Annotated in this window: 17 protein-coding genes; 6 read left to right on the top strand and 11 right to left on the bottom strand. The window is 62.3% G+C overall.

The window, feature by feature from the left end:
* Positions 1 to 92: 92 nt before the first annotated feature.
* From ACOSV0_RS08560 to ACOSV0_RS08510, 11 genes are all read right to left on the bottom strand, one after another.
* On the bottom strand, positions 93 to 998 hold the full coding sequence (locus ACOSV0_RS08560; RefSeq protein ID WP_434109870.1) for a phosphate ABC transporter substrate-binding protein: 906 nt from the start codon (positions 996 to 998) through the stop codon (positions 93 to 95).
* A gap of 28 nt (positions 999 to 1026) precedes the next feature.
* Complete coding sequence (locus ACOSV0_RS08555) at positions 1027 to 2571, bottom strand: acetolactate synthase large subunit (protein ID WP_434110218.1); 1545 nt, start codon at positions 2569 to 2571, stop codon at positions 1027 to 1029.
* Positions 2572 to 2607: 36 nt separating this feature from the next.
* Positions 2608 to 3465, bottom strand: coding sequence for an HpcH/HpaI aldolase family protein (locus ACOSV0_RS08550; protein WP_434109869.1), 858 nt, complete (start codon positions 3463 to 3465; stop codon positions 2608 to 2610).
* Entirely contained in the window at positions 3462 to 4358 is an 897-nt protein-coding gene (locus ACOSV0_RS08545) for an amidohydrolase family protein (protein ID WP_434109868.1), read from the bottom strand. Before ACOSV0_RS08545 ends, ACOSV0_RS08550 begins: the two co-directional genes overlap by 4 nt.
* An 80-nt stretch (positions 4359 to 4438) precedes the next feature.
* Positions 4439 to 5464 carry an amidohydrolase family protein gene (locus tag ACOSV0_RS08540; RefSeq protein ID WP_434109867.1) on the bottom strand — a complete coding sequence of 342 codons (1026 nt, stop codon included), beginning with the start codon at positions 5462 to 5464 and terminating at the stop codon, positions 4439 to 4441.
* Positions 5465 to 5579: 115 nt separating this feature from the next.
* Positions 5580 to 6554: an ABC transporter substrate-binding protein gene (locus ACOSV0_RS08535; protein WP_434109866.1), complete on the bottom strand. Its 975-nt coding sequence runs from the start codon at positions 6552 to 6554 to the stop codon at positions 5580 to 5582.
* A 341-nt stretch (positions 6555 to 6895) separates the two neighbouring features.
* Positions 6896 to 7849: a LysR substrate-binding domain-containing protein gene (locus ACOSV0_RS08530; RefSeq protein WP_434109865.1), complete on the bottom strand. Its 954-nt coding sequence runs from the start codon at positions 7847 to 7849 to the stop codon at positions 6896 to 6898.
* Positions 7850 to 7864: 15 nt separating this feature from the next.
* Positions 7865 to 9046 (bottom strand): MFS transporter, encoded by a 1182-nt coding sequence (locus ACOSV0_RS08525; RefSeq protein ID WP_434109864.1) that lies wholly within the window; start codon positions 9044 to 9046, stop codon positions 7865 to 7867.
* A gap of 123 nt (positions 9047 to 9169) precedes the next feature.
* Positions 9170 to 10183: a porin gene (locus ACOSV0_RS08520; protein WP_434109863.1), complete on the bottom strand. Its 1014-nt coding sequence runs from the start codon at positions 10181 to 10183 to the stop codon at positions 9170 to 9172.
* 271 nt (positions 10184 to 10454) lie between these two features.
* Entirely contained in the window at positions 10455 to 11066 is a 612-nt protein-coding gene (locus ACOSV0_RS08515) for an ATP phosphoribosyltransferase regulatory subunit (protein ID WP_434109862.1), read from the bottom strand.
* Between the two features lie 368 nt (positions 11067 to 11434).
* Complete coding sequence (locus ACOSV0_RS08510) at positions 11435 to 12094, bottom strand: NADPH-dependent F420 reductase (protein ID WP_434109860.1); 660 nt, start codon at positions 12092 to 12094, stop codon at positions 11435 to 11437.
* Positions 12095 to 12227: 133 nt separating this feature from the next.
* On the opposite strand from ACOSV0_RS08510, the gene ACOSV0_RS08505 reads away from it, so the two are divergent.
* The 6 genes from ACOSV0_RS08505 (at position 12228) to ACOSV0_RS08480 (ending at position 22030) form a co-directional block, all read left to right on the top strand.
* Complete coding sequence (locus ACOSV0_RS08505; RefSeq protein WP_434109859.1) at positions 12228 to 13124, top strand: LysR family transcriptional regulator; 897 nt, start codon at positions 12228 to 12230, stop codon at positions 13122 to 13124.
* Between the two features lie 299 nt (positions 13125 to 13423).
* Positions 13424 to 14023, top strand: a complete 600-nt coding sequence (locus ACOSV0_RS08500) for a DUF2760 domain-containing protein (protein ID WP_434109858.1) — start codon at positions 13424 to 13426, stop codon at positions 14021 to 14023.
* Entirely contained in the window at positions 14020 to 15870 is a 1851-nt protein-coding gene (locus ACOSV0_RS08495; protein ID WP_434109857.1) for an Hsp70 family protein, read from the top strand. Before ACOSV0_RS08500 ends, ACOSV0_RS08495 begins: the two co-directional genes overlap by 4 nt.
* Entirely contained in the window at positions 15867 to 18809 is a 2943-nt protein-coding gene (locus ACOSV0_RS08490) for an Hsp70 family protein (RefSeq protein ID WP_434109854.1), read from the top strand. The genes ACOSV0_RS08495 and ACOSV0_RS08490 overlap by 4 nt, the downstream gene beginning before the upstream one ends.
* Positions 18810 to 18887: 78 nt before the next feature.
* Positions 18888 to 19784, top strand: a complete 897-nt coding sequence (locus tag ACOSV0_RS08485) for a LysR substrate-binding domain-containing protein (protein ID WP_434109853.1) — start codon at positions 18888 to 18890, stop codon at positions 19782 to 19784.
* A gap of 191 nt (positions 19785 to 19975) precedes the next feature.
* Positions 19976 to 22030, top strand: a complete 2055-nt coding sequence (locus tag ACOSV0_RS08480) for an alkyl/aryl-sulfatase (RefSeq protein WP_434109852.1) — start codon at positions 19976 to 19978, stop codon at positions 22028 to 22030.
* The last annotated feature ends 20 nt before the right edge of the window (positions 22031 to 22050 follow it).

The raw sequence follows: 22050 nt of genomic DNA, 5'->3' as shown, positions 1-22050 counted from the left end.
AAACTTTTCTGCCTGGCGACGCGCCTGCCGGGATCGCTACGGGACCTCGCCAGGATGAGCATCCGATTCGACCCAGATGCCCGTTGTATCACTTATCCAAGACTGCCGGTTACATCGTCGAACAGTTCGTCGACGGACAGGCGATGCGGAATGATCTTCTGATCGAGCGCCCAGTCGATTGCCAGTTGCAGGCCCTTGCGATTTGCTTCCAGTCCGATCGGCGGGAACGCAGCCGGGACTCCTTCGGCAAGCGAGCGGCTTTCCACAATCATCCGATAAAGCTCACGCACAATGTCAGGACGTTGCTTCGACACATTCTCGTGTACCACGAACATATGGTTAATCGGGACTACCCCGGTGCGCGCAAACCAGTCTTTGGCCGCCGCCTGCGCATCGGGCACCAGCGTGCGCACGCGGGGGTCCTTCGGCATATCTTCACCGAGCAACGCGGCGCTCAGCTCACCGTCGAGCATCATCTGCGGAATCGACGATCCTGCGGGCAGGCGCACGCAGTTATCCGGATCGCGATACTCGGCGAGGTGTCCTTCGCCGAGCGTCATCCATGTCACCCGGTCGAGATCGACACCGTATTCGTGGCGCAGGATGCCGCGGATCCAGAGCGCCGTTGTCTGGGTATAGGTGCGAACGCCGACCTGCTTGCCCTCGATATCCTTCGGATCGAGGTGGCCGAAGTCGATGTTGAAGCCCGCGCAATGATGCTGGAAACGCCCCGATATCGGCGTCGGCAACAGCACATAGGGCTTGCCGTAAGCCTTCGCCTGCAGGAAGGTGACGATCGCCAGCTCGCCCGCGTCGAACGCGTTTTCCCGCACCATCGCCTTGAACCCGTTATGCGCCGGCGTCGGTCCGCAATAGTTGAGCCTGACCAGGTCCGAACTCACCCGCCCGTCCTTCATCGCCTTCGTGACCGGGTAGTCGGCCAGATTGGTGCGTAATGTCGGCACGCCGGTGAGTGCCCTGGTTGCCGCTGTTGTCATTGTTGTCCCTCTTTACGTCTGAATGGATTCACAGCCTGACCTCGATCAGGCAGGGTCCCGCCTCGTTCACCGAGCCGGCCATGGCCATGTGGAACGCCTCGGCCGTGTCGACGGCGACAGCGGGTACGCCCATGCTTTTCGCCATCGCCTGCCAGTCGATCCTCGGGCGGTCGATATCGATCATCGCCAGCGCGCGCGCCCCGGGCGCGCCGGCGCCCATGTTCGCGTACTCGGCCTTCAGGATCGCGTAGCTGTTGTTGGCAAAGATGATCGTCGTGATGTTCAGGCCCTCGCGTGCCTGCGTCCACAGCGACTGGATCGTGTACATCGCGCTGCCGTCACCGACCATGCAGAACACGCGCCGCCCAGGACAGGCCAGCGCGGCCCCAGTCGCCACCGGCGTTCCGTAGCCGATCGAGCCGCCCATGTTGTTGATCAGATCGTGCGGCGCGGCCCCCACGGTCAGCCCCATCGTCTCGCGGCCCGTGGTCAGCGATTCGTCGACGAGGATGCAGTTTTCGGGGAGTGCAGCGGCCAATGCCTGGGCAATCGTGGCAGGCGTGAGCGCGCCAGTCGGCGGCGGGGCATCCGAGCGCGGCTGAAGCACCGCCGCCGTATGCGTCGCGCCGAGCGCATCAAGCAGCATGTCGAGGCCGGTTTCACTGTCCTCGCCGGTTTCGACCAGCGCATGAACTCGCGTGCCGGGTGCCTTGAGCAGGCTCGGTTTGCCCGGATAGCTGAAGAAGGCGATCGGCTCGGTGGTCTCCACCGTGACGATGTGCCTGAAATCTTTCAGATACTCGACGGCCAGTCCCACGGCATACGGAATGCGTTCTAGCGTGACCCGCCCTGCCCCGCGTTCGATCCGGGAACTGAAGAACTGCGTCGCGATGCGGCACCCGGTTGCCGCCTTGAGCCTGCCCGCCAGTTCGAGCGCGCGGCCACGCGTCGCGCGGCCGGCAAGTACGATGAGCGTCGGTTCGCCCGAGCGCAGCACCTTTGCGATGTGCTCGATGCGCGTGGCATCCGGTGTTTTCACGCTGGCGATCACGCGTGGCACCGCGACCTGCTCGCCCGCATCCTGCCAGGAGGTGTCCCCGGGCAGAATGAGTGTCGCGATCTGTCCCGGATGTTCGCTCGCCTTGCCCACCGCCGTTGCGACGTCCCAGGCCACCGCGCCCGGCGACTCGACGCGGCGCACCCAGTGACTCAGCGGCCGCGCGAGGCCCTCGATATCGGACGTCAGCGGCGGATCGTATTTCAGGTGTGCGGCCGAATGCTCGCCCACGATATTGACCATCCCCGACGATGCCCGTCGGGCATTGTGGATATTGGCCAGCCCGTTCGCGAGTCCCGGCCCGAGGTGCAGCAGCGTGGAGGCCGGTGTGTCTTTCATCCGGTAATAACCATCGGCCGCACCTGTGCACACGCCCTCAAAAAGACACAGGACGCTCTTCATGCGCGGGTTTTCGAGCGCCTTCAGGAAGTGCATCTCCGAGGTGCCGGGGTTCGCGAAACAGATGTCGACGCCCTGCTCGGTGAGCGTCTGGACCAGGCTTTCGGCGCCGTTCATTGCGGTCGTTGCGGTCGTTCCGCTCATTGCGCTCATTCAGTACCCCGCCATCTCGCGCGCGAGGCCGACCACGCCGTAGCTCCTGAGCGGTGCGGAGATCAGGAAACGGTAGCCCTCCTCGATGAGCCGCTTGTGATTCTTCGCGTTCACATGCGGATTGCCGACCACCACGTTGTGTTTGTGGCAGGTCTCGACAATCTGGCGCATCGCATCGACCACCACCGGGTGCTCGTAATCGCGCGGATGGCCCAGCTGCTGGCTGAGATCGCCCTCGCCAATCAGGATGAAGCCGATGCCGGGCACCTCCGCCAGGATGTCATCGAGGTTTTCGATCGCCTCGGTGCTCTCGCACATCAGCCCGACCAGAATTTCGCCTTCGGGGGCGAGCGGCCAGACGTCCGCCTTTTTATAGTAATCGGCCATGCTCAGGCCCCAGTAGCGCGCCGCGTTGGCGGGGCCGTCACCACGGATGCCCTTCGGCTCATAGAGCGGTGCACCTTTGGGCCGCGCGTAACGGCAGGACGCCACCGCGTTATAGGCCTGCTCCACCGTCGACACATGCGGCCACACCACGCCATAGGCGCCACGGTCGAGGACCTGCTTGGCGAAGGACTGGTTCATCTCCGCGCCATTGGCCGGAATGCGGGCGATCGGCGTGACGCGCGGTGCGACCGAGCCGGACTCGGCGATCTGTTTGCGGCTGAGCATGTACTGCAATGCGTCGCCGAGTGCCGATACGTCGTACGGGTTATGCTCCATCTCGAAGACGATGCCGTCGTACGGGGCATCGCTCATTTCGATGGCGCTCTGTTTATCCAGTTTGGAGAAGGCGGCGAAGGCGGGCTTGCCGGATTCGAATGCGCGGATGATGCTGTTGAGGCGGGTATCGCTCATGCTGGTTCTCTCTTGTCGTGGGTCGGCGCCGAATCTCGTCCTGAAGTCAGAGCCGGATACAGGTGCTGCGCTGTCCTGCCAAAAATCCAATCGCGATCTTCCGCGCTCAGGCATGCCAGACCTGCCTGGGCCGTGGCAAGAATTTCGCTGAGCGTGCCAGGCGAGGTCGGGTAATTCGAGCCCCAGGCCATGCGCTTTGCGCCGAAGGCCTCGACTACGCGCGGGAAGAATGTTTCAGCGCTCGCCTTTTCCTTCTTCACATCGCCGAAAATGCGCGGCGAGAGCTTCAGGTAGATGTTCTCGAACGGCGCCAGATCGAACAGACTCCGCGCGTTGACGTACGGTGCGCCGTCAGTCACGTCGGGGCGTCCGAGGTGATCGAGGATGATTGCAACCTTCGGGAAACGCCGCGCGAGCGCCGTTACCTGAGGTAAGCCGATCGGGCCGGTCTGGATGCACATTGGCAGACCGAGCTTCCCGCACAGTTCCCACGCCGGGAACGAGCGCGGATCGTCGAGCTCGCTCGGATCGAACTCCTTGGTGCTGCCGCCGGTAAAGAGACGCAGACCGGCGAGGCCGCACTCGACCGCCTCATGAATGCGTTGCGTCGCGTCCGGTTGCAGTACGTCAATGGAGCCGACCGCCACGAGGCGGTCCGCATATTTCGCGCAACCGTCCATAACGTAGCTATTGTCGAAACCGTAGGTGGTCGAAGAATGCACCACGGCAGCCCTGGCGACGCCGGCTGCGTCCATCGCCGCGATCAGGGTTTCGACCGTGCTCGGACGTTCCTTCGACCAGTCGGAGCGTCTGCCGAACAGCGGTGCCGGTGGATAGCGGCTCTCGTCATCGGAAATGATGTGGGGGTGGATATCAACGATTGCGGAATTCATGAGTATCTCTATGCGTTTCTATGTGCGTTTCTATGTGCGTGTCTCTGCGCCTGTTTCATTGAATATGGTTCGCACCAATGTCAGTGACCGCGTGCTTTCAGGCGCTTATCGAGGCGCGGATAGACACGCCGCGCATTGCCCTCGAAGATCTTGTAGCGATCCTCATCCGACAGCGCCGTACACGCATCGATATAGCGCTTCGTATCGTCGAAGTACTGGCCCGTTGCCGGATCCTTGCCCCGCACCGCGCCGATCATTTCCGATCCGAACAGCACGTTATCGGTAGGGATAACCTTGGTCAGCAACTCGATACCCGGTTTGTGATAAACACACGAGTCGAAGAAAATGTTGTTCAGCAGCCCTTCGAGCGGCCGATCGCACATTTCGAGCGACATGCCGCGATAGCGTCCCCAGTGATACGGAACCGCGCCGCCGCCGTGGGGAATCACGAGACGCAGCGTCGGGAAATCCCTGAACACGTTCGACTGCAGCAACTGCATGAACACCGACGTATCCGCGTTCAGATAATGTGCGCCTGTGCCGTGAAAACACGGATTGCACGACGCGGCCACGTGGATCATCGCGGGCACATCCAGATCGACGAGCGCTTCGTAGACCGGATACCACTCGCGATCCGTCATCGGTTTGCCGGTCCAGTAGCCACCGGTCGGATCGGGGTTCAGGTTGCAGCCGACAAAACCCATTTCTTCCACGCAGCGTCGCAACTCCGGAATGGAGTTCGCGGGCGCCGCGCCCGGCGATTGCGGCAACTGGCACACCGGCGCGAAGTTGTCCGGATAGAGTTCGGTTACGCGGTACACGAGGTCGTTCGATAATTCGGCCCACTCGAGGCTGGTGCGCTCGTTGCCCAGATGGTGGCTCATCAGGCCGGCGATCGGCGAGAACAGCGTCAGGTCGCTGCCGCGTTCGCGTTGCAGTTTGAGTTGTCCGTTGCCGATCGCTTCACGGATCTCGTCGTCGGTGACATGGGCTTCGGCACGCGAGGGCGCGTTGGCCGGATCGTTCGCGAACTCAACCTGTTTCGCGCGCCAGTTACGGAATGAAGCGGGTACGGTCGTGAAATGACCGTGGCAATCAATAATCATGTGTTCTCCTGTCGGCCGGAGTTAGCGCTTCAGCGCTTACTCCGGCCCCATGCATCGCGGTCGACCCGAGTTGGCGCTTTAGCGCTTACTTCAGCCCCATGCATCAGCGGTCAAATCAGCGAGCCAACGGGTCCACAAACAGCTCGCCAATAGACATACGCCGCGGCGTAAGCTCCTGCCTGAACGCCGTCGCTTCCAGTGTTTCGATCGTCCTGAGGTTTTCCTGCAGACCATACGGCAGCGGATCGTGTCCGACGATCCTGCGCAGTTCGAGATACTTCTTATCGCTGGCGCTCGTCGCCTCGCCGGCATCGAGCCGCACCAGCCATTCCTTTTTCGCCTGTGCGAAGGCGTCATAAATCGATTTTGCGATCCACGGGTGCTCCGCAAGCACCGAGTCCTTGACGACAATCGTGCCGTGCATCGGATACACCCCTGTGCGGGCAAAGTACTCGGCCTCCAGCTCGGTCGCATTGGGCAGCAGATCGGGATAGTCGGCCTCGACCTCCTTCCATCCCCCCGTGGGCGCGCCTGTGCGGCCAATACCCGCGGCAGCCGCAAAGCCCGCCGACAGTTCACCTGTGTCCATCATTTCCGCCAGCGAACTCCCAGCCGGTGCATGAATGACATTCGACGGCAGCTTGAGCTGCGTAACATGTTCTTCGTCGTCGACAACCCAGGTCACCTTCGACGAATCGAGACCGAACTCGTCGATCAGGACCTGACGCGTCCACACACCCGTTGTCACCGAGTAGGCACGCACACCTACTTTCCTGCCTTCCAGGTCCTTCGGCGTTTTGATCCCTGCGTCCGGGCGCACGAGCAGACCGCCATGATGAAAGCGCCGCGTCACAAAGATCGGCAGTCCGACAAACGGCGCACCATAGGCACGGGCGATGATGTAAGTCGTCGGCGCCAGCTCGCAGACGTCGAATTCGACATCGCGCACCATCCGGCGAAACGCACCGATTTGCGGCTGAACTGTGATGAATTCGGCATCCACACCCTCGATGGGAATGGATCCATTGCGGATAGCCGACGTGTGGGGGTGCTCAGCGATTGCAATCTTGAGCGGGACGTTTCTAGTCAACGGTGTCTCCTTTTTCGACAGATACGCTCGATCGCCCTGCCAACCCTCGCAGCTTCGTGCCCTGTAAGGGCTGCAAGTTGCATGGCCGTTCAGGCGATCTCGTTGACTACATGATCTTGTGGCACACACTTTCCGTCTATTGAAAAAAAGCACGTCTCCGTTAACCAAATGGAAAACCCCCTGACGTGCCCAGGCATCAAGCTCGGTACTGCAAGCGTTAAGCAAAGCCTTGGTGGAAGGCATGCCATGACAAGTGCGGATGCGCTTCAGCAAAGCGCCGCACCTGCAGGGCGAATACAAGGGATCGTCAATACGTCAGTCAGCCGTTTCAGCGGCCCGCGTCAATACGCGTTATACGTGGCAACGTCGGTGGAGCATGCCTGCTCCAGGCAGCGCAGCAACAACATCGCATTCGGTGCGAGGGGTTTGTCACCTCGCCAGAGCGCACCGAGCGGGCGCGTAACGAGACTCAGATTGATCGGCAGGACATGAATCGGACCGACATCCGCGTAGGGATACAACACGTCGCCCGTATGCAGCGCAATCGCATCGTTGAACTGGATGTAGGCGCGAACCAGATGGCTCGACAACGTTTCGATGTAATTGGATGGCATGGGCAGACCATGGCGAGCGAAAGTGTTTTCGATCGGCTCACGCAGTAACGACCCCAGTGGCGGAAGTACCCACGGAAAATCCTTGAGATCCGACCATCCCACCTTCGTTCTGCCTGCGAGCGGATGGTGAGGGCCGGTCACGAGCCTGGTCAAAGGCGCGACCAATATCTGCTCCTGCAGACCGACCGTATCCGACTTGCTCGGCAGGCGACCGACGATCATGTCGAGCTCGGCGCGCTGCAACTCCTGCAGCAGCGAGCGCATCCGGTTTTCCCGAATCTCTACGTTAGTGTGAGGCGCGTCCTGCTTGAGCAGGATCAGCGCTTTCGGCAGGATCGTAGAAACCATGATCGGCGACGTGCCGACATACACCTTGCCCGTACTGCCCGTCTGCAATGCCTTGATCTCTTCGGCAGTCTGATTGAGCGTACTCAGTACTATTCGCGCATGTCGAACCACGCTTTCGCCGTACGCAGTGGGCCGCAACCCGCTGGCAGTGCGCTCGAACAGTTGGACCCCTAGCGCCCGTTCGATTTCTCCCAGCGCCTTCGACACCGCAGGCACGGTGACATACGAGTTCGATGCGACCTGTCGTAGATTGCGAAAATCGTAAACGGCAACCAGCAGGCGCAAGTGGCGCACCTTCAGGTTGACGTTCAGATACCAGTCCAGTTGCCCCATGCCGGTGGAACGCTCTCAATGAGAAAACTCTACGTCGGATCCCGCCGGGTCCTCAGTTGGATTATCGGCATCCAGATCCGCACCGGAGCGCTCCGGCAGAAGCAGCGCCGCGACAATTGCAGCGGCGAACGCTGAAAGCGCTGCCATGCCCATAGCACGACCGAGCGGCATCGCAACGGAAAACATCCCGACCGCTGCCGGCACGATGGAGCCAAAACCGCGTCCGCCCGTAATGCAAAAACCTGATCCATTGGCTCGGACATGAGTTGGAAACAATTCGGCAAAGGTAGGCGCAAGACCCGCGGCAAAGCCGCTTTGGAGCGCACCGTGGATGAAAATAAGAACGACGGTTGCTTTAGCGCCAACCGGTACAAGCAACAGGACGCCGACCACCACCGCCTCGCACACCGCAAACAGGATGAAATTGGCGCGGCGCCCGATTTTGTCGCTGATGAATCCGCCAACGAACGGGCCGATCAACGAGCCGGCGATGCCCATTGCAAGATATCCGGCCATCGACGCGGCCGCCAGATGAAGCTCCATCCGCAGGTAGGTGGGCAGCCACGCGCTCATGCCGAATCCGGCGCCGAAAACACCGCTTGCGAGCAGCAGGCCGGCCAGCGTGGCGCGCAGTTGAGCAGGACGAAATATCACCCAGAACGGCTCGCCTTTCTTGCCGATGCGTCGAGCGTTTGCTGCAACTTCGAAGATCCTGCTTTCAGGAACACTTTGGCGAATCATCAGCACCAGGAAAGCCGGAACGACGCCGATCACAAACATGACTCGCCAGCCAATCGTCTCCGGGAAAAAGATAAAAACGATCGGCATCAATGCGGTGGATAGCGCGTAACCGACCGCGAACCCGGATTGCACGGAAGCCGCGACCCGTCCGCGAAGATACGGACGGACCGCCTCGCTGATCAGAACTCCGCCCACTGCCGCCTCGCCGCCATATCCCAGTCCCTGCAAGGCCCGCACGGCAATGAGCTCATGAAAGCCGGAGGTCGCGGCGGCCAGCAGGCTGAAGGCCACCACCCACAAAATGGTCACCTTGAGCACGGCGACACGGCCGAACCGGTCGGCGACAATGCCGGCAATCCAGCCACCCACTGCATTGCCGACCAGACCTGCCGTGGCCAGCATGCCGACTTCCGTTTTGCTAATGCCGAGAAAGACAATCAACACCGGCGCAAGCAACGCGTACATCGTCGAATCCAGGGAGTCCAACGTATAGCCGCCGAAGCACGCCCAATACGTTCGTCGTTCGACTGGAGTCAGTTCCGAATACCAACCTAGCTTCATTCAGGTTCCCGGTTCGTATCAGAAGTTATGGTCGATGCCGACCGTCGCGCCGACTTGACGTTGCGCCTTCTGCGGATTGAGCGTCGTATTGGTCACATACGAGCCGCGATACCGGGTGAAATCAGTTTCCGCATAGAGCTGCGTGCTTTTCGACAGCGAGTAAGTCACGCTGACGATGCCGAGATCACGCTTGCCATCCGAATTCGGCAAACTGGTTTCGTACCCGCCCACGGCAATACGAGTAGAAGGGCTGACCGCGTAGGTCACGCCCGCCCAATAGTTTTCTGTGCGCACCGCGGGCGAACCCGCAAGGCCGTCCTGGTTCTCGTTCATGAAGCCGCCCGCGAGTCTTAGCGGGCCGAACACCATCTGCGTGCCGAGCGCGTAATAGTCGTCCGGGAGATAGTTCGCACCGACCAGGGTGCGCTTGTGGACATACACGCCGCCGACCTCGATGAACCCGCTCTTATAGAGCACACCCGCGCTTCGAGCGGTGCCGTCGTTGATATTCCCCGCCACGCCGCCGAACGAATTTTCGAAGCTGACCTTGAATGGTCCAAACTCGCCTTTGTACTTCGCGTCATTGCTGAAGTGAATGCCGTCGAGAGCCGGCGTTAGCGGAATAATCGACGGATACTGGAGATAGAAAGGGTCGAGATCGTAGACGATATCGTGAGCCAGATTCCATTGGCGCCCAAGGGTCAGCGCGCCATACGGCCCGCTGACGCCGACATATGCCATGCGATTGAACAGGACGCCTGAGGTATTGTCCAACGCGCCGGTCGCCTCATTGAAGCCCTCCTCCAACTGGAAATTGGCTTGCCATCCTGCGCCCAGATCCTCGTGGCCAATCACGCCAACACGGTTCGACGAAAGCCAGCCATTCGTATTCATCGTCGTGACGGCACCGTGACCATTATTTGTGTAGCGGACGCCGCCATCGACAATCCCATACAGCGTCACGGAAGATTGAGCGTGCGCGGCGCACGTGACGAATCCCAGAGCCGCGGCTCCAACAATTTTCGTTGACATATCTCTGTGTTCTATTTTGGTTTTATCAGCTCGCCGATGTCGTGACCGGCGAACGCGTCTCCTTCACATGTAGAGGCCTGCGTATTCCCCCTTGTCGAATAACCGTTCGCACGCTTTAGCCGGTGCAATCGTCTCATCGCTATTCGTCAACGTCTATTGAATAAAAGCTGTGATGTGTTAACCGTTCGGTAAAGTCATAGATTGAGCCGGCCCGGTTAATCGTGTAATCTGATGTAGCCGGTGGCGACCGGATAAAAGTCGCCACGGTCGCTCACGCGCTCCGGGAACCGGAGCCGACGTCGACACCCTGAGCCGTTATCGCAAGCAGCAAGCGTTCCGCGCCGATGCCGAAACCCGCGCCTTCCCGATAGGCGCCGCCGCCGACGATCTGCTGTTGCGCCCCGAGTTCGCTACAGCGCATCTCGAAGCCCATGCCGTTCAGGTAATAGCTCAGACCGCGCCGCGCCGTGCTATCGACTTCGTAACGTAGTCCGAATGAATCCAGAAAACCCGCCACAATCTCCTGACTGCGCGCATTCGCCCGCTGAGGATCCGCGCAGAGATATTCGAATCCCAGTTGCGAGAATTCGCGATATCGCCCCGCCTGCGGCCGCTCGTATCGATAGCAGCGCGCTACATAAAACACCATGCGCTCCGTCTTCCCTGCCAGCAATTCCTTGCAGCGTTCCTGAAAGAGCGCCGTCGCTTCCGGAATCAGGCAACAGGGTCTGCCTTTCTTGTCCGGGAAAGCCCACATCTGTCCGATGACTTCGCTGCCACCGGTTTTCTCGATGAAGGTGTCTTGTCCCCACAGCGCAGGAACGATCGCCTCCTCGGCTCCGGCTTCAATGAAGGTAGCTCCGGAAACGGTTTTCGAGCGCACGAATCTGTGCGGCTTCATTTCCGACGATAAAACGGGTTCCACGAATCATGGTCATGTCTGGTCTCTTGAGCGTAAAAATAAAAAAAGGCGCCCTGGGCGCCTTGGTCGTTTATGCAGCAAACGGAATCAGTAAAGTTCCGTTTCCCTGCTATGGACGTAACGAACCACGGCGCAACAGCATGCGGCCGTGATGGTGGAGAGCGTTAAGCAGTACGTTACGGAGGTCCATGAAGCACATAGTCGCATATCGAAATGAATCTGGGAACACGTCGGTACAAGTCTCTTTGCACCGACGCACCCGGGGTGTCAGTTTCGTCGTCGCAAGCTGGCGGCGATTGCATCCTCGAACAATCGCCGCGACACGCCGGTCAATGCCGCCATGACCCATGCGGCAACTCGACGTCCCGCTTCGCCGCGGCCAATCCTTCCACGATGCCCGCGCGATCCAGCGCGATGCAGTAGACCGGTTTCGCACGCTCGAAGCGCCAACTGTCGGCGAGCCCGCCGGCATCGACAAGATCGAAGCCGAATTGATCGAGCAGTCCGCTCACCACGTGTTTAGCCTGCGCGTCGTCGCCGGCAACCGGCAGTGCCCGGCGGTTCGGCGCACCGGCAGGCTTGCCGTCCGTTTCGAGGTCTTTCGCCAGAATCGCGTTGAAGGCCTTCACCACCTTCGCGCCCGGCAACGCGGCGGCCAGCATCTGACTGGTCGTGGTCGAGCGATTGTCGAGTGCTTCGATGTGGCCGTCGCGGTCGGGATAGTAGTTGCACGTGTCGATCACGATCTTGCCGTCGAGCGCCGCGACCGGCAGCGCGCCAATGCTGCTGAACGGCACGGTCACCACCACCACGTCGCCGAACTTCGCCGCCTCTTCAGCCGTGCCGAGCGCACAGCCCAGCACGGCGCCCGTGCTGACCAAGGTCCGCGGATCGCGGGAATTACTGATCATCACATCGTGACCATGGTGCTTCGCGACAGTCGCCATCGCGCGGCCGAGAAAACCGGCGCCAAGAATACCTATCTTCATGTTTCACCCTCCCTGTCTGTCTGCGGATCGCTCCGTTGAGCGCACGCCCATCGGTGAGAAGCACTATGATTCAAAACCTCAACGGGATAAATATGCGATATTTGATGAGTGTCGAAAGCAGGAGTGGGGAATCATGGACCGTTTGACCAGCATGGCCGTGTTCGTGAAAACAGCCGACAGCGGCTCGTTCGCGGCGGCCGCGCTCGCCTTCGGCATCTCCGCGCAGATGGCCGGCAAGCATGTCGGCACGCTGGAGGAGCGCGTCGGCGCGCGCTTGCTCAACCGGACCACGCGGCGCCAGAGCCTCACGGAGATCGGTCAGATTTTCTACGAGCGCTGCAAGGCGCTGCTGGCGGATGCCGACGCGGCCGAATCGGTCGCGCAGGAGCTGTCGGCCTCGCCGCGCGGGCGTTTGCGCATCACCGCGCCGGTGACCTTCGGCACCTGCTGTCTCGCGCCGATGATCACGCGCTACCTGAAGGCTCATCCCGAGGTGCGGGTCGAGCTGGCGCTGACCGACCGCTTCGTCGATCTGATCGACGAAGGGTATGAAGCTGCGATCCGTCTCGGCTCGCTGCCGGATTCGTCGCTGATCGCGCGGCCCCTGATGCCCTACCGGCTGGCCGCCTGCGCCTCGCCCGGCTACCTGGCCGAGCGCGGCGAGCCGCAGACCCCGCAAGCGCTGGCGGCGCACGAGTGTCTGAGCTTCGTCTATACGAGCCAGCCGGTCGATACCGAATGGCGCTTTGCCGACCCGCGCGGCGAACACTTGGTGCCGATCTCCGGCCGCTTCCAGACCAACGACGTGAAGGCGCTGCTGGCCGCGGCCCTCAATGGCGGCGGCGTGATACTCGCGCCCGAAGTGGCGGTGAAAGACGAACTCGCCGCGGGCCGGCTGGTGCGGCTGCTCAAGGACTATGAAGCGCCCGCGCGCCCCATGCATCTGGTGTTTCCGGCAAGCCGCGCCACCCCGAAATTGCGCGCATTTATCGACCAGGTAGTCGCCGAGTTCGGGCCGCACGCCGCGTGAAATAAGCGGCCTGGCATTGCCGAAAGGCACCCTTCGCCGTCCGCCAATCTCCACCCATTGACCGCTAGAATGGCCGGCTTTGCCCGCTTCGGGCGCGCGACAAGGCAAAATACGGGTTTGCGCGCGCACAACGCGCCGCAAAACCGGATGAATCAGACCTCGGTGGCAGGCTGGCCTTGCCGCCGACCCTCGCAAAGACGCATGGCGGCGGTCCATCGAGCCTATCAGGCCGGTCGGGCCCGTCGCGTGCGGCGCAGCCAGGACAGCTCGTCCTTTAACAGAGCCCCTCAGGAGCATTCATGATCGATTCGAACCCGTCTTTCCTCGGCAGGATTTCACTTGCCGTCAGTACGTTTTTCAGCATCCTCGGCGATGGCGAATTTGCCGGTGGCGTGCTGCGCCTGCGCAAAGGTGGCGCGGATAGCGCCGCTGCCGCGAGCGTGACACCTGCCGCCGCACCCACGCCCGCGCCTGTCGCAGCCCCGGCCCCCGCCCCGCAACCACCCGCGCTCAAGGAAGCGAGCCCGGACGCCGCGCTCCAGTTGCTTGGGCTGCTGCAACGCGACGCGCGCTTCATCGATTTCGTCGAAGAAGACATCAAGGCCTATAGCGACGCCGACATCGGCGCCGCCGCCCGCCTCGTGCACGACGGCTGCCGCGCGACGCTGCGCGAGCATTTCACGATCCGTCCGGTGCGCGACGAAGCCGAAGGCAGCCGCGTGACGCTGGCCGAAGGCTTCGACGCGAGCTCGATTCGCCTGACCGGCAATGTGGTCGGCAAGGCGCCGTTTAACGGCAGCATCAGCCACCGCGGCTGGCGTGTCGACGAAGTGCGTCTGCCGAAGCTGACCGACAGCCACAACGCCAAGGTGATCGCACCGGCCGAGGTGGAGCTATGAGCGACGCGCGCTTCTCGATCGGTATCGACCTGGGCACCACGCACTGCGCGCTGTCCTACGTGGACACCACCGCCAGCGACGGCGAAAAGACCACGCAAGGCGTGCTGCCGGTCGCACAACTCACAGGCCCCGGAGCGATCGACAACCTCGATCTGCTGCCCTCGTTCCTCTACCTGCCGCATCCGGACGAACTCGCCTCGGGCGACCTGTATCTGCCGTGGACCGGCCAGCGCGAATTCGCGGTCGGCGAGTTCGCCCGCAGCCGCGGCGCGGCCACGCCGATCCGGCTCGTGTCGAGCGCCAAGAGCTGGCTGTGTCATCCGGGCGTCGACCGTCGCGCGGCGATTCTGCCGAACGACGCGCCGCCCGAAGTCGCGCGCGTGTCGCCGCTCGAAAGCTCGGTGCGCTATCTGACGCACCTGCGCGAAGCATGGGACCACGCGCATCCGGACGCGCCGTTCAGCCAGCAGGACATTACGGTGACGATTCCCGCGTCGTTCGATCCGGCCGCGCGTGAATTGACCGCCGAAGCCGCCGAGGCAGCCGGTTACGGCCGCATGACGCTGCTCGAAGAACCGCAAGCCGCGCTGTATAGCTGGATCCAGAAGAGCGGCGGCCAGTGGCGCAAGCAGGTCAAGGTCGGCGACATCATTCTCGTGGTCGACGTGGGCGGCGGGACGACCGACCTCTCGCTGATCGCCGTGATCGAGCGCGAAGGCAATCTGGAACTGCATCGCGTCGCGGTCGGCGAACACATTCTGCTGGGCGGCGACAACATGGACCTCGCGCTGGCCCACGTGATCGCACGCAAACTTGCGGCGCAAGGGACCCAGGCCGACGCGTGGCAACTGCGCGCCCTCACCTATGCCTGCCGCTCGGCGAAGGAAACGCTGCTCAGCGATCCGTCGACGGATACCGTGCCGCTCGTCGTGCCGAGCCGCGGTTCGAAGCTGATCGGCGGTTCGATCCGCACCGAACTGACGCGGGCGGAGCTGACCCAGACGATCCTCGAAGGCTTCTTCCCGCAGGTGGAGAGCGCGGCGCGTCCGGTGAGCCGCGCGCGGGCCGGTCTGACGCAACTCGGCCTGCCGTATGCGCAGGACGCGGGTATCACGCGGCATCTCGCGGCCTTCCTGGGACGTCAGGTGGGCGCGCTCGCCGAACTCGAAGGCTTGCGCGATATCGCCACAGCGGAAGGCGCCACCTTCCTGCACCCCACCGCCGTGCTCTTCAACGGCGGCGTGTTCAAGTCGCCGTTGCTGGTCGAGCGGATCATGAGCACGCTTAATGGCTGGCTCAGTGCCGAAGGTGCGCCGCAAGCACGCCTGCTCGAAGGGGCGGATCTCGATCTCGCTGTGGCACGTGGCGCGGCTTATTACGGCTACGTGAGGCGCGGTCAAGGCGTGCGCATTCGTGGCGGCACGGCACGCGCGTATTACATCGCGATCGAATCGGCGATGCCCGCCGTCCCCGGTCTCGAACCGCCGGTGCAGGCGCTATGCGTCGCCCCGTTCGGCATGGAAGAAGGCACGGACGCCCAGTTGCCGGCGCAGGAGTTCGGGCTGGTCGTCGGCGAACCGGTGCACTTCCGCTTCTTCGGCTCGTCGGTGCGCCGTCAGGATCAGGTCGGCACGCTGCTCGACTTCTGGGGGCCTGAGGAATTGCAGGAGCTGGAGGAAATCCAGGCAACGCTGCCCGCCGCCGGCCGCACCGCCGGCGAGATCGTACCGGTGAAACTGCATGCGCGCGTGACGGAAGCCGGCACGCTCGAACTCGAAGCCATGCCGCGCGGCACGGACGAACGCTGGAAGGTCGAGTTCGACGTGCGCGGCGGTGTCAATGCATGACTGAGTTGAAGCGCTACAGCGTCGGCATCGATCTCGGCACCAGTAACACGGTGCTGGCTTATGCTGCGGCGAGCGATCCTGCGGCGGGTTCTCCTGCGACAGGTGATTCCGGAGCGGGCGCCCCCGCGGCGGAGTCGCAGGAGATTCGCGTCTTCGAGATCGATCAGTTGGTGAGTCTCGGCGAAGTCGCCACGCGGCCGCTGTTGCCTTCGGTGCGATATCACCCGGCACCAGGCGAGCTGAGTGCGGGCGATCTGCAGTTGCCCTGGCGCGTAGCGGACAACGCGGTCGATGGCGCTAACGGAAGTCAGCAGAATCCGCCGGTAGTGACAGGCAGGCTCGCGCGGACGCTCGGCGGCCAAGTGCCGGGACGGCTGGTGGCCAGTGCGAAGAGCTGGCTGTCGCATGCGTCGGTGGACCGCACCGCGCCGATCCTGCCATGGGGCGCCGCCGACGACGTCCGCAAAGTCTCCCCGGTCGAAGCCAGCGCGAGCTATCTGGCGCACGTGCGGGCCGCCTGGAATCAACGCTTTCCTGACGCGCCGCTCGAAGCGCAAGACATCGTGCTAACGGTGCCCGCTTCTTTCGACGAAGGCGCGCGAGCGCTGACGGTGGAAGCCGCGCGGATGGCGGGCCTGCCCACGTTAAGGCTGCTCGAAGAGCCGCAGGCCGCGTTCTACGACTGGCTGTTTCATCATCGCAAGCAGCTTGCGACCGAACTGTCGGACACGCGGCTCGTGCTGATCTGCGACGTAGGCGGCGGCACCACCGACCTCACGCTGATCGAAGTCCATATGCGCGATGGCGAGCCGGAACTCACGCGCATCGGCGTGGGCAATCATCTGATGCTCGGCGGCGACAACATGGATCTCGCGCTCGCGCATCGGGTCGAGGCCCGTTTGCCGCAAGCGGGCAACGAGCGCACGCGTCTGTCGGCGGCGAGCTTGTCGCAACTGGTCGAGCGTTGCCGCGGCGCGAAGGAACAACTGCTCGGTCCAGACGCACCGGAGTCGGCGTCGATCACGCTGCTCGGCGGGGGCTCGAAGCTGCTCGGCGGCGCGCGCACGGTGCAGGTCACGCGCGAGGAAGTCGAGCAGATTATCGTCGACGGATTCTTTCCGGCCGTGGCGTCGAACGAACGGCCCAGAAGGCCGCGCGGCGCGATCGTCGAGTTCGGCCTGCCCTATGCCACCGATGCGGCGGTCACGCGTCATATCGCGGCGTTTCTGAGCCGCTTCGCGGCACAGTCGCGCAAGGCGCTGGGTTCGTCTTCCGGCGCTTCCGCGCAGCCCTCCGATACTGACGACGGTCAGGACGAACCGTTGCCGGTGCCCGACACGCTACTGCTGAACGGCGGCGTGTTTCGCGCCGAAGCGCTGACGCAGCGTCTGTCCAGCACGTTGGGCACATGGCGCGGCGAACCGCTCAACGTGCTGCACAACGACAATCCCGATGTCGCCGTAGCGCGCGGCGCGGTCGCTTATGCGCTCGCCCGCGCGGGCCAGGCGCCGAAAATCGGTGGCGGCTCGGCACGCAGCTACTTCCTCGTGCTGGACGAAGCCGGCCATGGCGAACGCGACGCCGAGCCGGCGCAACGCGGCATCTGCCTGCTGCCGCGCGGCACCGAAGAAGGCCACGAGATTCGTATCGAAGATCGTACGTTCGCGCTGCGCCTCGGGCATCCGGTGCGCTTTCACCTCGCCTCTTCAAGCGCGGATACGGTCTACCAGCCAGGCGAGATGGCCGATCTCACGCAAGGCGATTTCGTTCGGCTGCCACCTATCGCGACGATCGTGCAACCGCGCGGCGCGAGCACGGCGCGCGGCGAAACCGCGGTGCAAATCGCTACGTCCCTGACCGAAGTGGGCACGCTCGAAGTTCACTGCATCGAACTCGACAATCCCGCGCAGCGCTGGCTGCTCGAATTCCAGTTGCGTCGTGAGGATGCCCAGGTGAATTTACCGGCGGATCCGGCGCAAGCCCGGCACCCCAGGCTCGACGAAGCGATCGACCATATCGACCGATGCTTCGGCTCACGCACGCAAAAAGTCGACCCGAAGGAAGTCAAACGCCTGCGCTCGCAACTCGAACAACTGCTCGGGCCGCGCGAGAGTTGGAACAGCGCGCTGCTGCGTGGACTGTTCGGCGCACTGTGGGAACGCGCGCGCCGTCGCCGGCGCTCGGCGGATCACGAGCGCTTGTGGCTGAATCTCGCCGGCTATTGCGTCCGGCCGGGCTTCGGCTATCCACTCGACGAATGGCGCGTCGAGCAGCTCTGGTCGCTCTTCGACGACGGTATTCAGTACGTCAACGAAAGCCAGGTCTGGTCGGAATGGTGGACGCTCTGGCGCCGCGCCGCGGGCGGCCTCGACGAAAGCGCGCAACTGCGTGTGCTCGACGCAATGGCCTATCTGCAAACCGCCGCGCAATCGCGCCACAAGCTGCCATTCGACGTGTCGAAAACCGGCCTCACCGACATGGTCCGGTTGAGCGCATCGCTCGAACGCATTCCGGTCGAACGCAAAATCGAGCTCGGCGAATCGGTACTCGCGCGCTTGAAGAAGCCTGCGGAAAACCATCAGAGCTGGTGGGCAGTGGGCCGCATCGGTGCACGGCGGCCGTTCTATGGCAGCGCGCATAGCATCGTGCCGCCGGACATCGCGGCGCACTGGCTGAACACGATCCTCGCGCTCGACTGGAAGAAGGTCGACCCCGCGGCATTCGCCGCCGTGCAGATCGCCCGTATGACCGGCGACCGTTCACGCGACCTGCCCGACGACTTACGCCATACCGTAGTGCGCCGGCTCGAAGCAGCTAACGCACCGCGTGCGTGGATCGCAATGGTCAGCGAGACCGTGGAGCTCGATGACGCCGACGAAGGCCGGGTATTCGGCGAATCGCTGCCCGCGGGGCTGAAGCTGATAACGGCAACGCAATGACGCACTGAAGATCGGGTCGGCCTGTCAAGCCACGCGCTTCTCGCCACTCGCCTCAACGAACACGTATTTCGCACTACCATGATCAATCTTTTTCAGGCCATGCAGGCTTTCGTCAAGGTCGCCGATGCGGGCAGCTTCGCGCAAGCCGCGGAGCAACTCAATGTTTCGACCTCCGTCGTAACGCGCCATGTATCGAGCCTCGAGAAACACCTCGGCATCCGGCTGTTCCAGCGTACTACGCGCAAGGTCGTGCTGACTGAAGCGGGCGCGGATTATGCCGATGGCTGCCGCGTTCTGCTGGCGGAACTCGAAGAGGTCGAATCACGGGCGACCACCACCTCGAAGGAAGTCGCGGGCGATCTGCGGATCGTGGCATTGGGCAGCTTCTCGCTGTTCCGGCTCACACCGCTTTTTGCGGAGTACCAGTCAAAATTTCCGCACGTGAATCTGCGCGTCACACTCACCGAAAAACGCGTCGATCTGCTCGAGGGCGGTTTCGACGTGGGTATCGTGACCGAACACATGATCCGCTCGGAATCGCTAGTGGCGCGCCGCCTCATCAACTCCCATGCGGTGCCGGTGGCGGCCGCCGCGTATCTGGCCGAAACGGGCTATCCGGTGACCCCGGGCGATCTCGCGCAACATCGGGTGATCGCCGCACCGCTCGACACCAGCCCGCCGACCTGGGTGTTCAGCAAGGGCAACGGTGGCGAAGAAAGCATCACGCTCGATCCGTCGTTCACGGTCAATAGCATGATCATGCAGAAACAGGCGGCGCTCGGTGCTATGGGCATCGCGCTGCTGCCGCTCGAAATGGTCAGCGATGAATTGCGCGCCGGTTCATTGGTGCGGATTCTTAACGAATACACCGTGCTCAGTGGCGACGTCGCGGTCTCGCTCGTTTATCCAAGCCGTGAGTTCGTGCCACGCAAGATACGTGAATTCATCGATCTCGCAGTTGGCTATTTCACCTGACCTCGCAAAAGCAAAAGTCCGGCCAGCTGAATTGAAAGCCCAGGCACGGCGGTGCCCCTCGGTAAAATATTCACAATGCCATTGCACCCGGTCGATACTTTGACTAGGATTAATCGCGCGAACAGAACACTCGTAGAAAAAACCCCAAGGCAAAACCCCAGGGGGAATACCTAAAACATGGAGGTGGTTCTATGTCCGACGAGAATAATCTGGATTCCGCATTAAAACGTAGAGGTTTTCTCAAGGGTGTCGTTTCAGTCGGCATCGCAAGCGGGCTCGGCACCGTCGCCGGAGATGTCCTGGCACAAACCGCAGCCGGCCCAATGGCTACCGGCATTGGTTCCAAGCCGCCCACCAAGGCCACGAAAGAGGCCAACGCAATATATGCAAATCAGCTAGCTTTCAACGACACGCAAGATTTTCAGGACGCCAGCCGCGGGCTGATCGCGACCTTGCCGGATCCCGGCGTGATTCCCAGTTCAAAAGGCGGCGCAGCCTGGGATCTTGGGCAGTTCGCCTTTATCAAGGGCGGCCCGGAAAACAATGCGCCCGATTCCGTGAACCCCAGCTTGTGGCGCAATGCCAAGCTGAACATGAATCACGGCTTATTCGAAGTAGTGGACGGCATCTGGCAGGTGCGCGGCTACGATCTTTCGGTCATGAGCATTATTCGCGGCGACACCGGCTGGATCGTCATCGACCCGCTGATGACCGCCGACGTATCGAGCGTGGTGTGGAAACAGCTGGTCGTTCCACACCTCGGCGACAAGCCCATCACTCACGTCATCTACACTCACAGTCACGCGGACCACTACGGCGGCATTCGCGGCATTGTCGACGAAGCCGATCTGAAGTCCGGCAAGGTCAAGATCTACGCGCCGGCCGGCTTTACCGAAGCCGCGGTGGGCGAAAACGTGATCGCCGGCAATGCGATGAGCCGCCGCGCAGCTTACATGTACGGCAATCTGCTGCCGCGCGGACCTGTCGGCGTGGTGGATGGCGGCCTCGGCAAGACCACGTCGATCGGCGCGATTACGCTGCTTGTGCCGACAGATTTCGCGACCGCGACCGGACAGAAGCTGATGCTCGACGGCGTCGAAATGACGATCATCATGGCGCCGGAGTCCGAAGCGCCGTCCGAGTTCATGTTCTACATCCCGAAGTACAAGGCGTTCTGCGCCGCCGAAGACGCAACCCATACGCTGCACAATCTCTACACGCTGCGCGGCGCGAAAGTGCGCGATGCCCTGTTGTGGTCGAAGTATCTGCAGGCTGCGATCGACATGTTCGGCAGCGATATGCAGGTACTGTTCGCCTCTCACTACTGGCCGACGTGGGGCAATGAACGCATTGTCGCCTTCCTGAAAGCACAGCGCGACATGTACCGGTATCTGCATGATCAGACCATGCGACTTGCGAACACCGGCTATACGCCGCTGGAAATCGCCGAGTCCGTGCGCCTGCCCGATTCGCTCGCCAAACAATGGTATTGCCGCAGTTACTACGGCACCGTGTTCCATGATCTCGTCGCGCAATATAACTTGCGCCTCGGTTTCTTCGACGGCGTGCCGGCCAATCTGCATCGCTTGCCGCCGGTCGAGAACGGCAAGCATTACGTCGAGTTCATGGGCGGCGCCGCCGCGGTTCTGCACAAGGCGCAGCAGTACTACGACAAGGGCGAATACCGCTGGGTCGCCGAAGTCGTCAACCACGTCGTGTTCGCGGATCCGCAGAATGTGGCGGCGAAGCATATGCTGGCGGACGCCTACGAGCAGTTGGGCTACCAGGCCGAAGCGGCGAGCTGGCGCAACTTCTATCTGACCGGTGCGATGGAATTGCGCAACGGCGTGCACAAGGTGCCGTTCGGCAGTTCGCAGAGCCCCGACACGATCAAGGCGATGCCGCTCGAGATGTTCCTCGATTATCAGGGTGTCCGCCTGAACGCGGAGCGCGCTGCCGGCAAGACTATTTCGTTTAACTTCGCGATGACCGATACGAAGGAAAACTACGTGGTCGGCGTCGAAAATTCCGCGCTTCACTATTCGAAAGGCATGACGTCGAATACCGCGGACGCCACCGTCACGATGACACGCTCGGATCTGAACGACGTCATGATGGGCAACACGTCGATGGAAAAACTCGTGATGGGCGGCAAGGCAAAACTCACCGGCGACACGAAAAAACTCGGAGAGTTTGTGTCGTGGCTCGACAACTTCGACTTCTGGTTCAACATCGTTACACCCTGAACCTCACGCAACATCCGACC

It is taken from the genome of Paraburkholderia caffeinilytica, assembly GCF_051027425.1.
Classification (GTDB): domain Bacteria; phylum Pseudomonadota; class Gammaproteobacteria; order Burkholderiales; family Burkholderiaceae; genus Paraburkholderia; species Paraburkholderia caffeinilytica_A.
Note: the sequence above shows the minus strand (reverse complement) of the source record. Positions and strands in the feature narration are given on the sequence as shown.

What these genes read in the sequence shown, in the direction of transcription:
- ACOSV0_RS08555 (WP_434110218.1), bottom strand. Translation starts at nt 2,571, where the DNA reads ATGAACGGCGCCGAAAGCCTGGTCCAGACGCTCACCGAGCAGGGCGTC.
- ACOSV0_RS08490 (WP_434109854.1), top strand. Translation starts at nt 15,867, where the DNA reads ATGACTGAGTTGAAGCGCTACAGCGTCGGCATCGATCTCGGCACCAGT.
- ACOSV0_RS08505 (WP_434109859.1), top strand. Translation starts at nt 12,228, where the DNA reads ATGGACCGTTTGACCAGCATGGCCGTGTTCGTGAAAACAGCCGACAGC.
- ACOSV0_RS08545 (WP_434109868.1), bottom strand. Translation starts at nt 4,358, where the DNA reads ATGAATTCCGCAATCGTTGATATCCACCCCCACATCATTTCCGATGAC.
- ACOSV0_RS08520 (WP_434109863.1), bottom strand. Translation starts at nt 10,183, where the DNA reads ATGTCAACGAAAATTGTTGGAGCCGCGGCTCTGGGATTCGTCACGTGC.
- ACOSV0_RS08485 (WP_434109853.1), top strand. Translation starts at nt 18,888, where the DNA reads ATGATCAATCTTTTTCAGGCCATGCAGGCTTTCGTCAAGGTCGCCGAT.
- ACOSV0_RS08530 (WP_434109865.1), bottom strand. Translation starts at nt 7,849, where the DNA reads ATGGGGCAACTGGACTGGTATCTGAACGTCAACCTGAAGGTGCGCCAC.
- ACOSV0_RS08560 (WP_434109870.1), bottom strand. Translation starts at nt 998, where the DNA reads ATGACAACAGCGGCAACCAGGGCACTCACCGGCGTGCCGACATTACGC.
- ACOSV0_RS08510 (WP_434109860.1), bottom strand. Translation starts at nt 12,094, where the DNA reads ATGAAGATAGGTATTCTTGGCGCCGGTTTTCTCGGCCGCGCGATGGCG.
- ACOSV0_RS08500 (WP_434109858.1), top strand. Translation starts at nt 13,424, where the DNA reads ATGATCGATTCGAACCCGTCTTTCCTCGGCAGGATTTCACTTGCCGTC.
- ACOSV0_RS08495 (WP_434109857.1), top strand. Translation starts at nt 14,020, where the DNA reads ATGAGCGACGCGCGCTTCTCGATCGGTATCGACCTGGGCACCACGCAC.
- ACOSV0_RS08480 (WP_434109852.1), top strand. Translation starts at nt 19,976, where the DNA reads ATGTCCGACGAGAATAATCTGGATTCCGCATTAAAACGTAGAGGTTTT.
- ACOSV0_RS08550 (WP_434109869.1), bottom strand. Translation starts at nt 3,465, where the DNA reads ATGAGCGATACCCGCCTCAACAGCATCATCCGCGCATTCGAATCCGGC.
- ACOSV0_RS08540 (WP_434109867.1), bottom strand. Translation starts at nt 5,464, where the DNA reads ATGATTATTGATTGCCACGGTCATTTCACGACCGTACCCGCTTCATTC.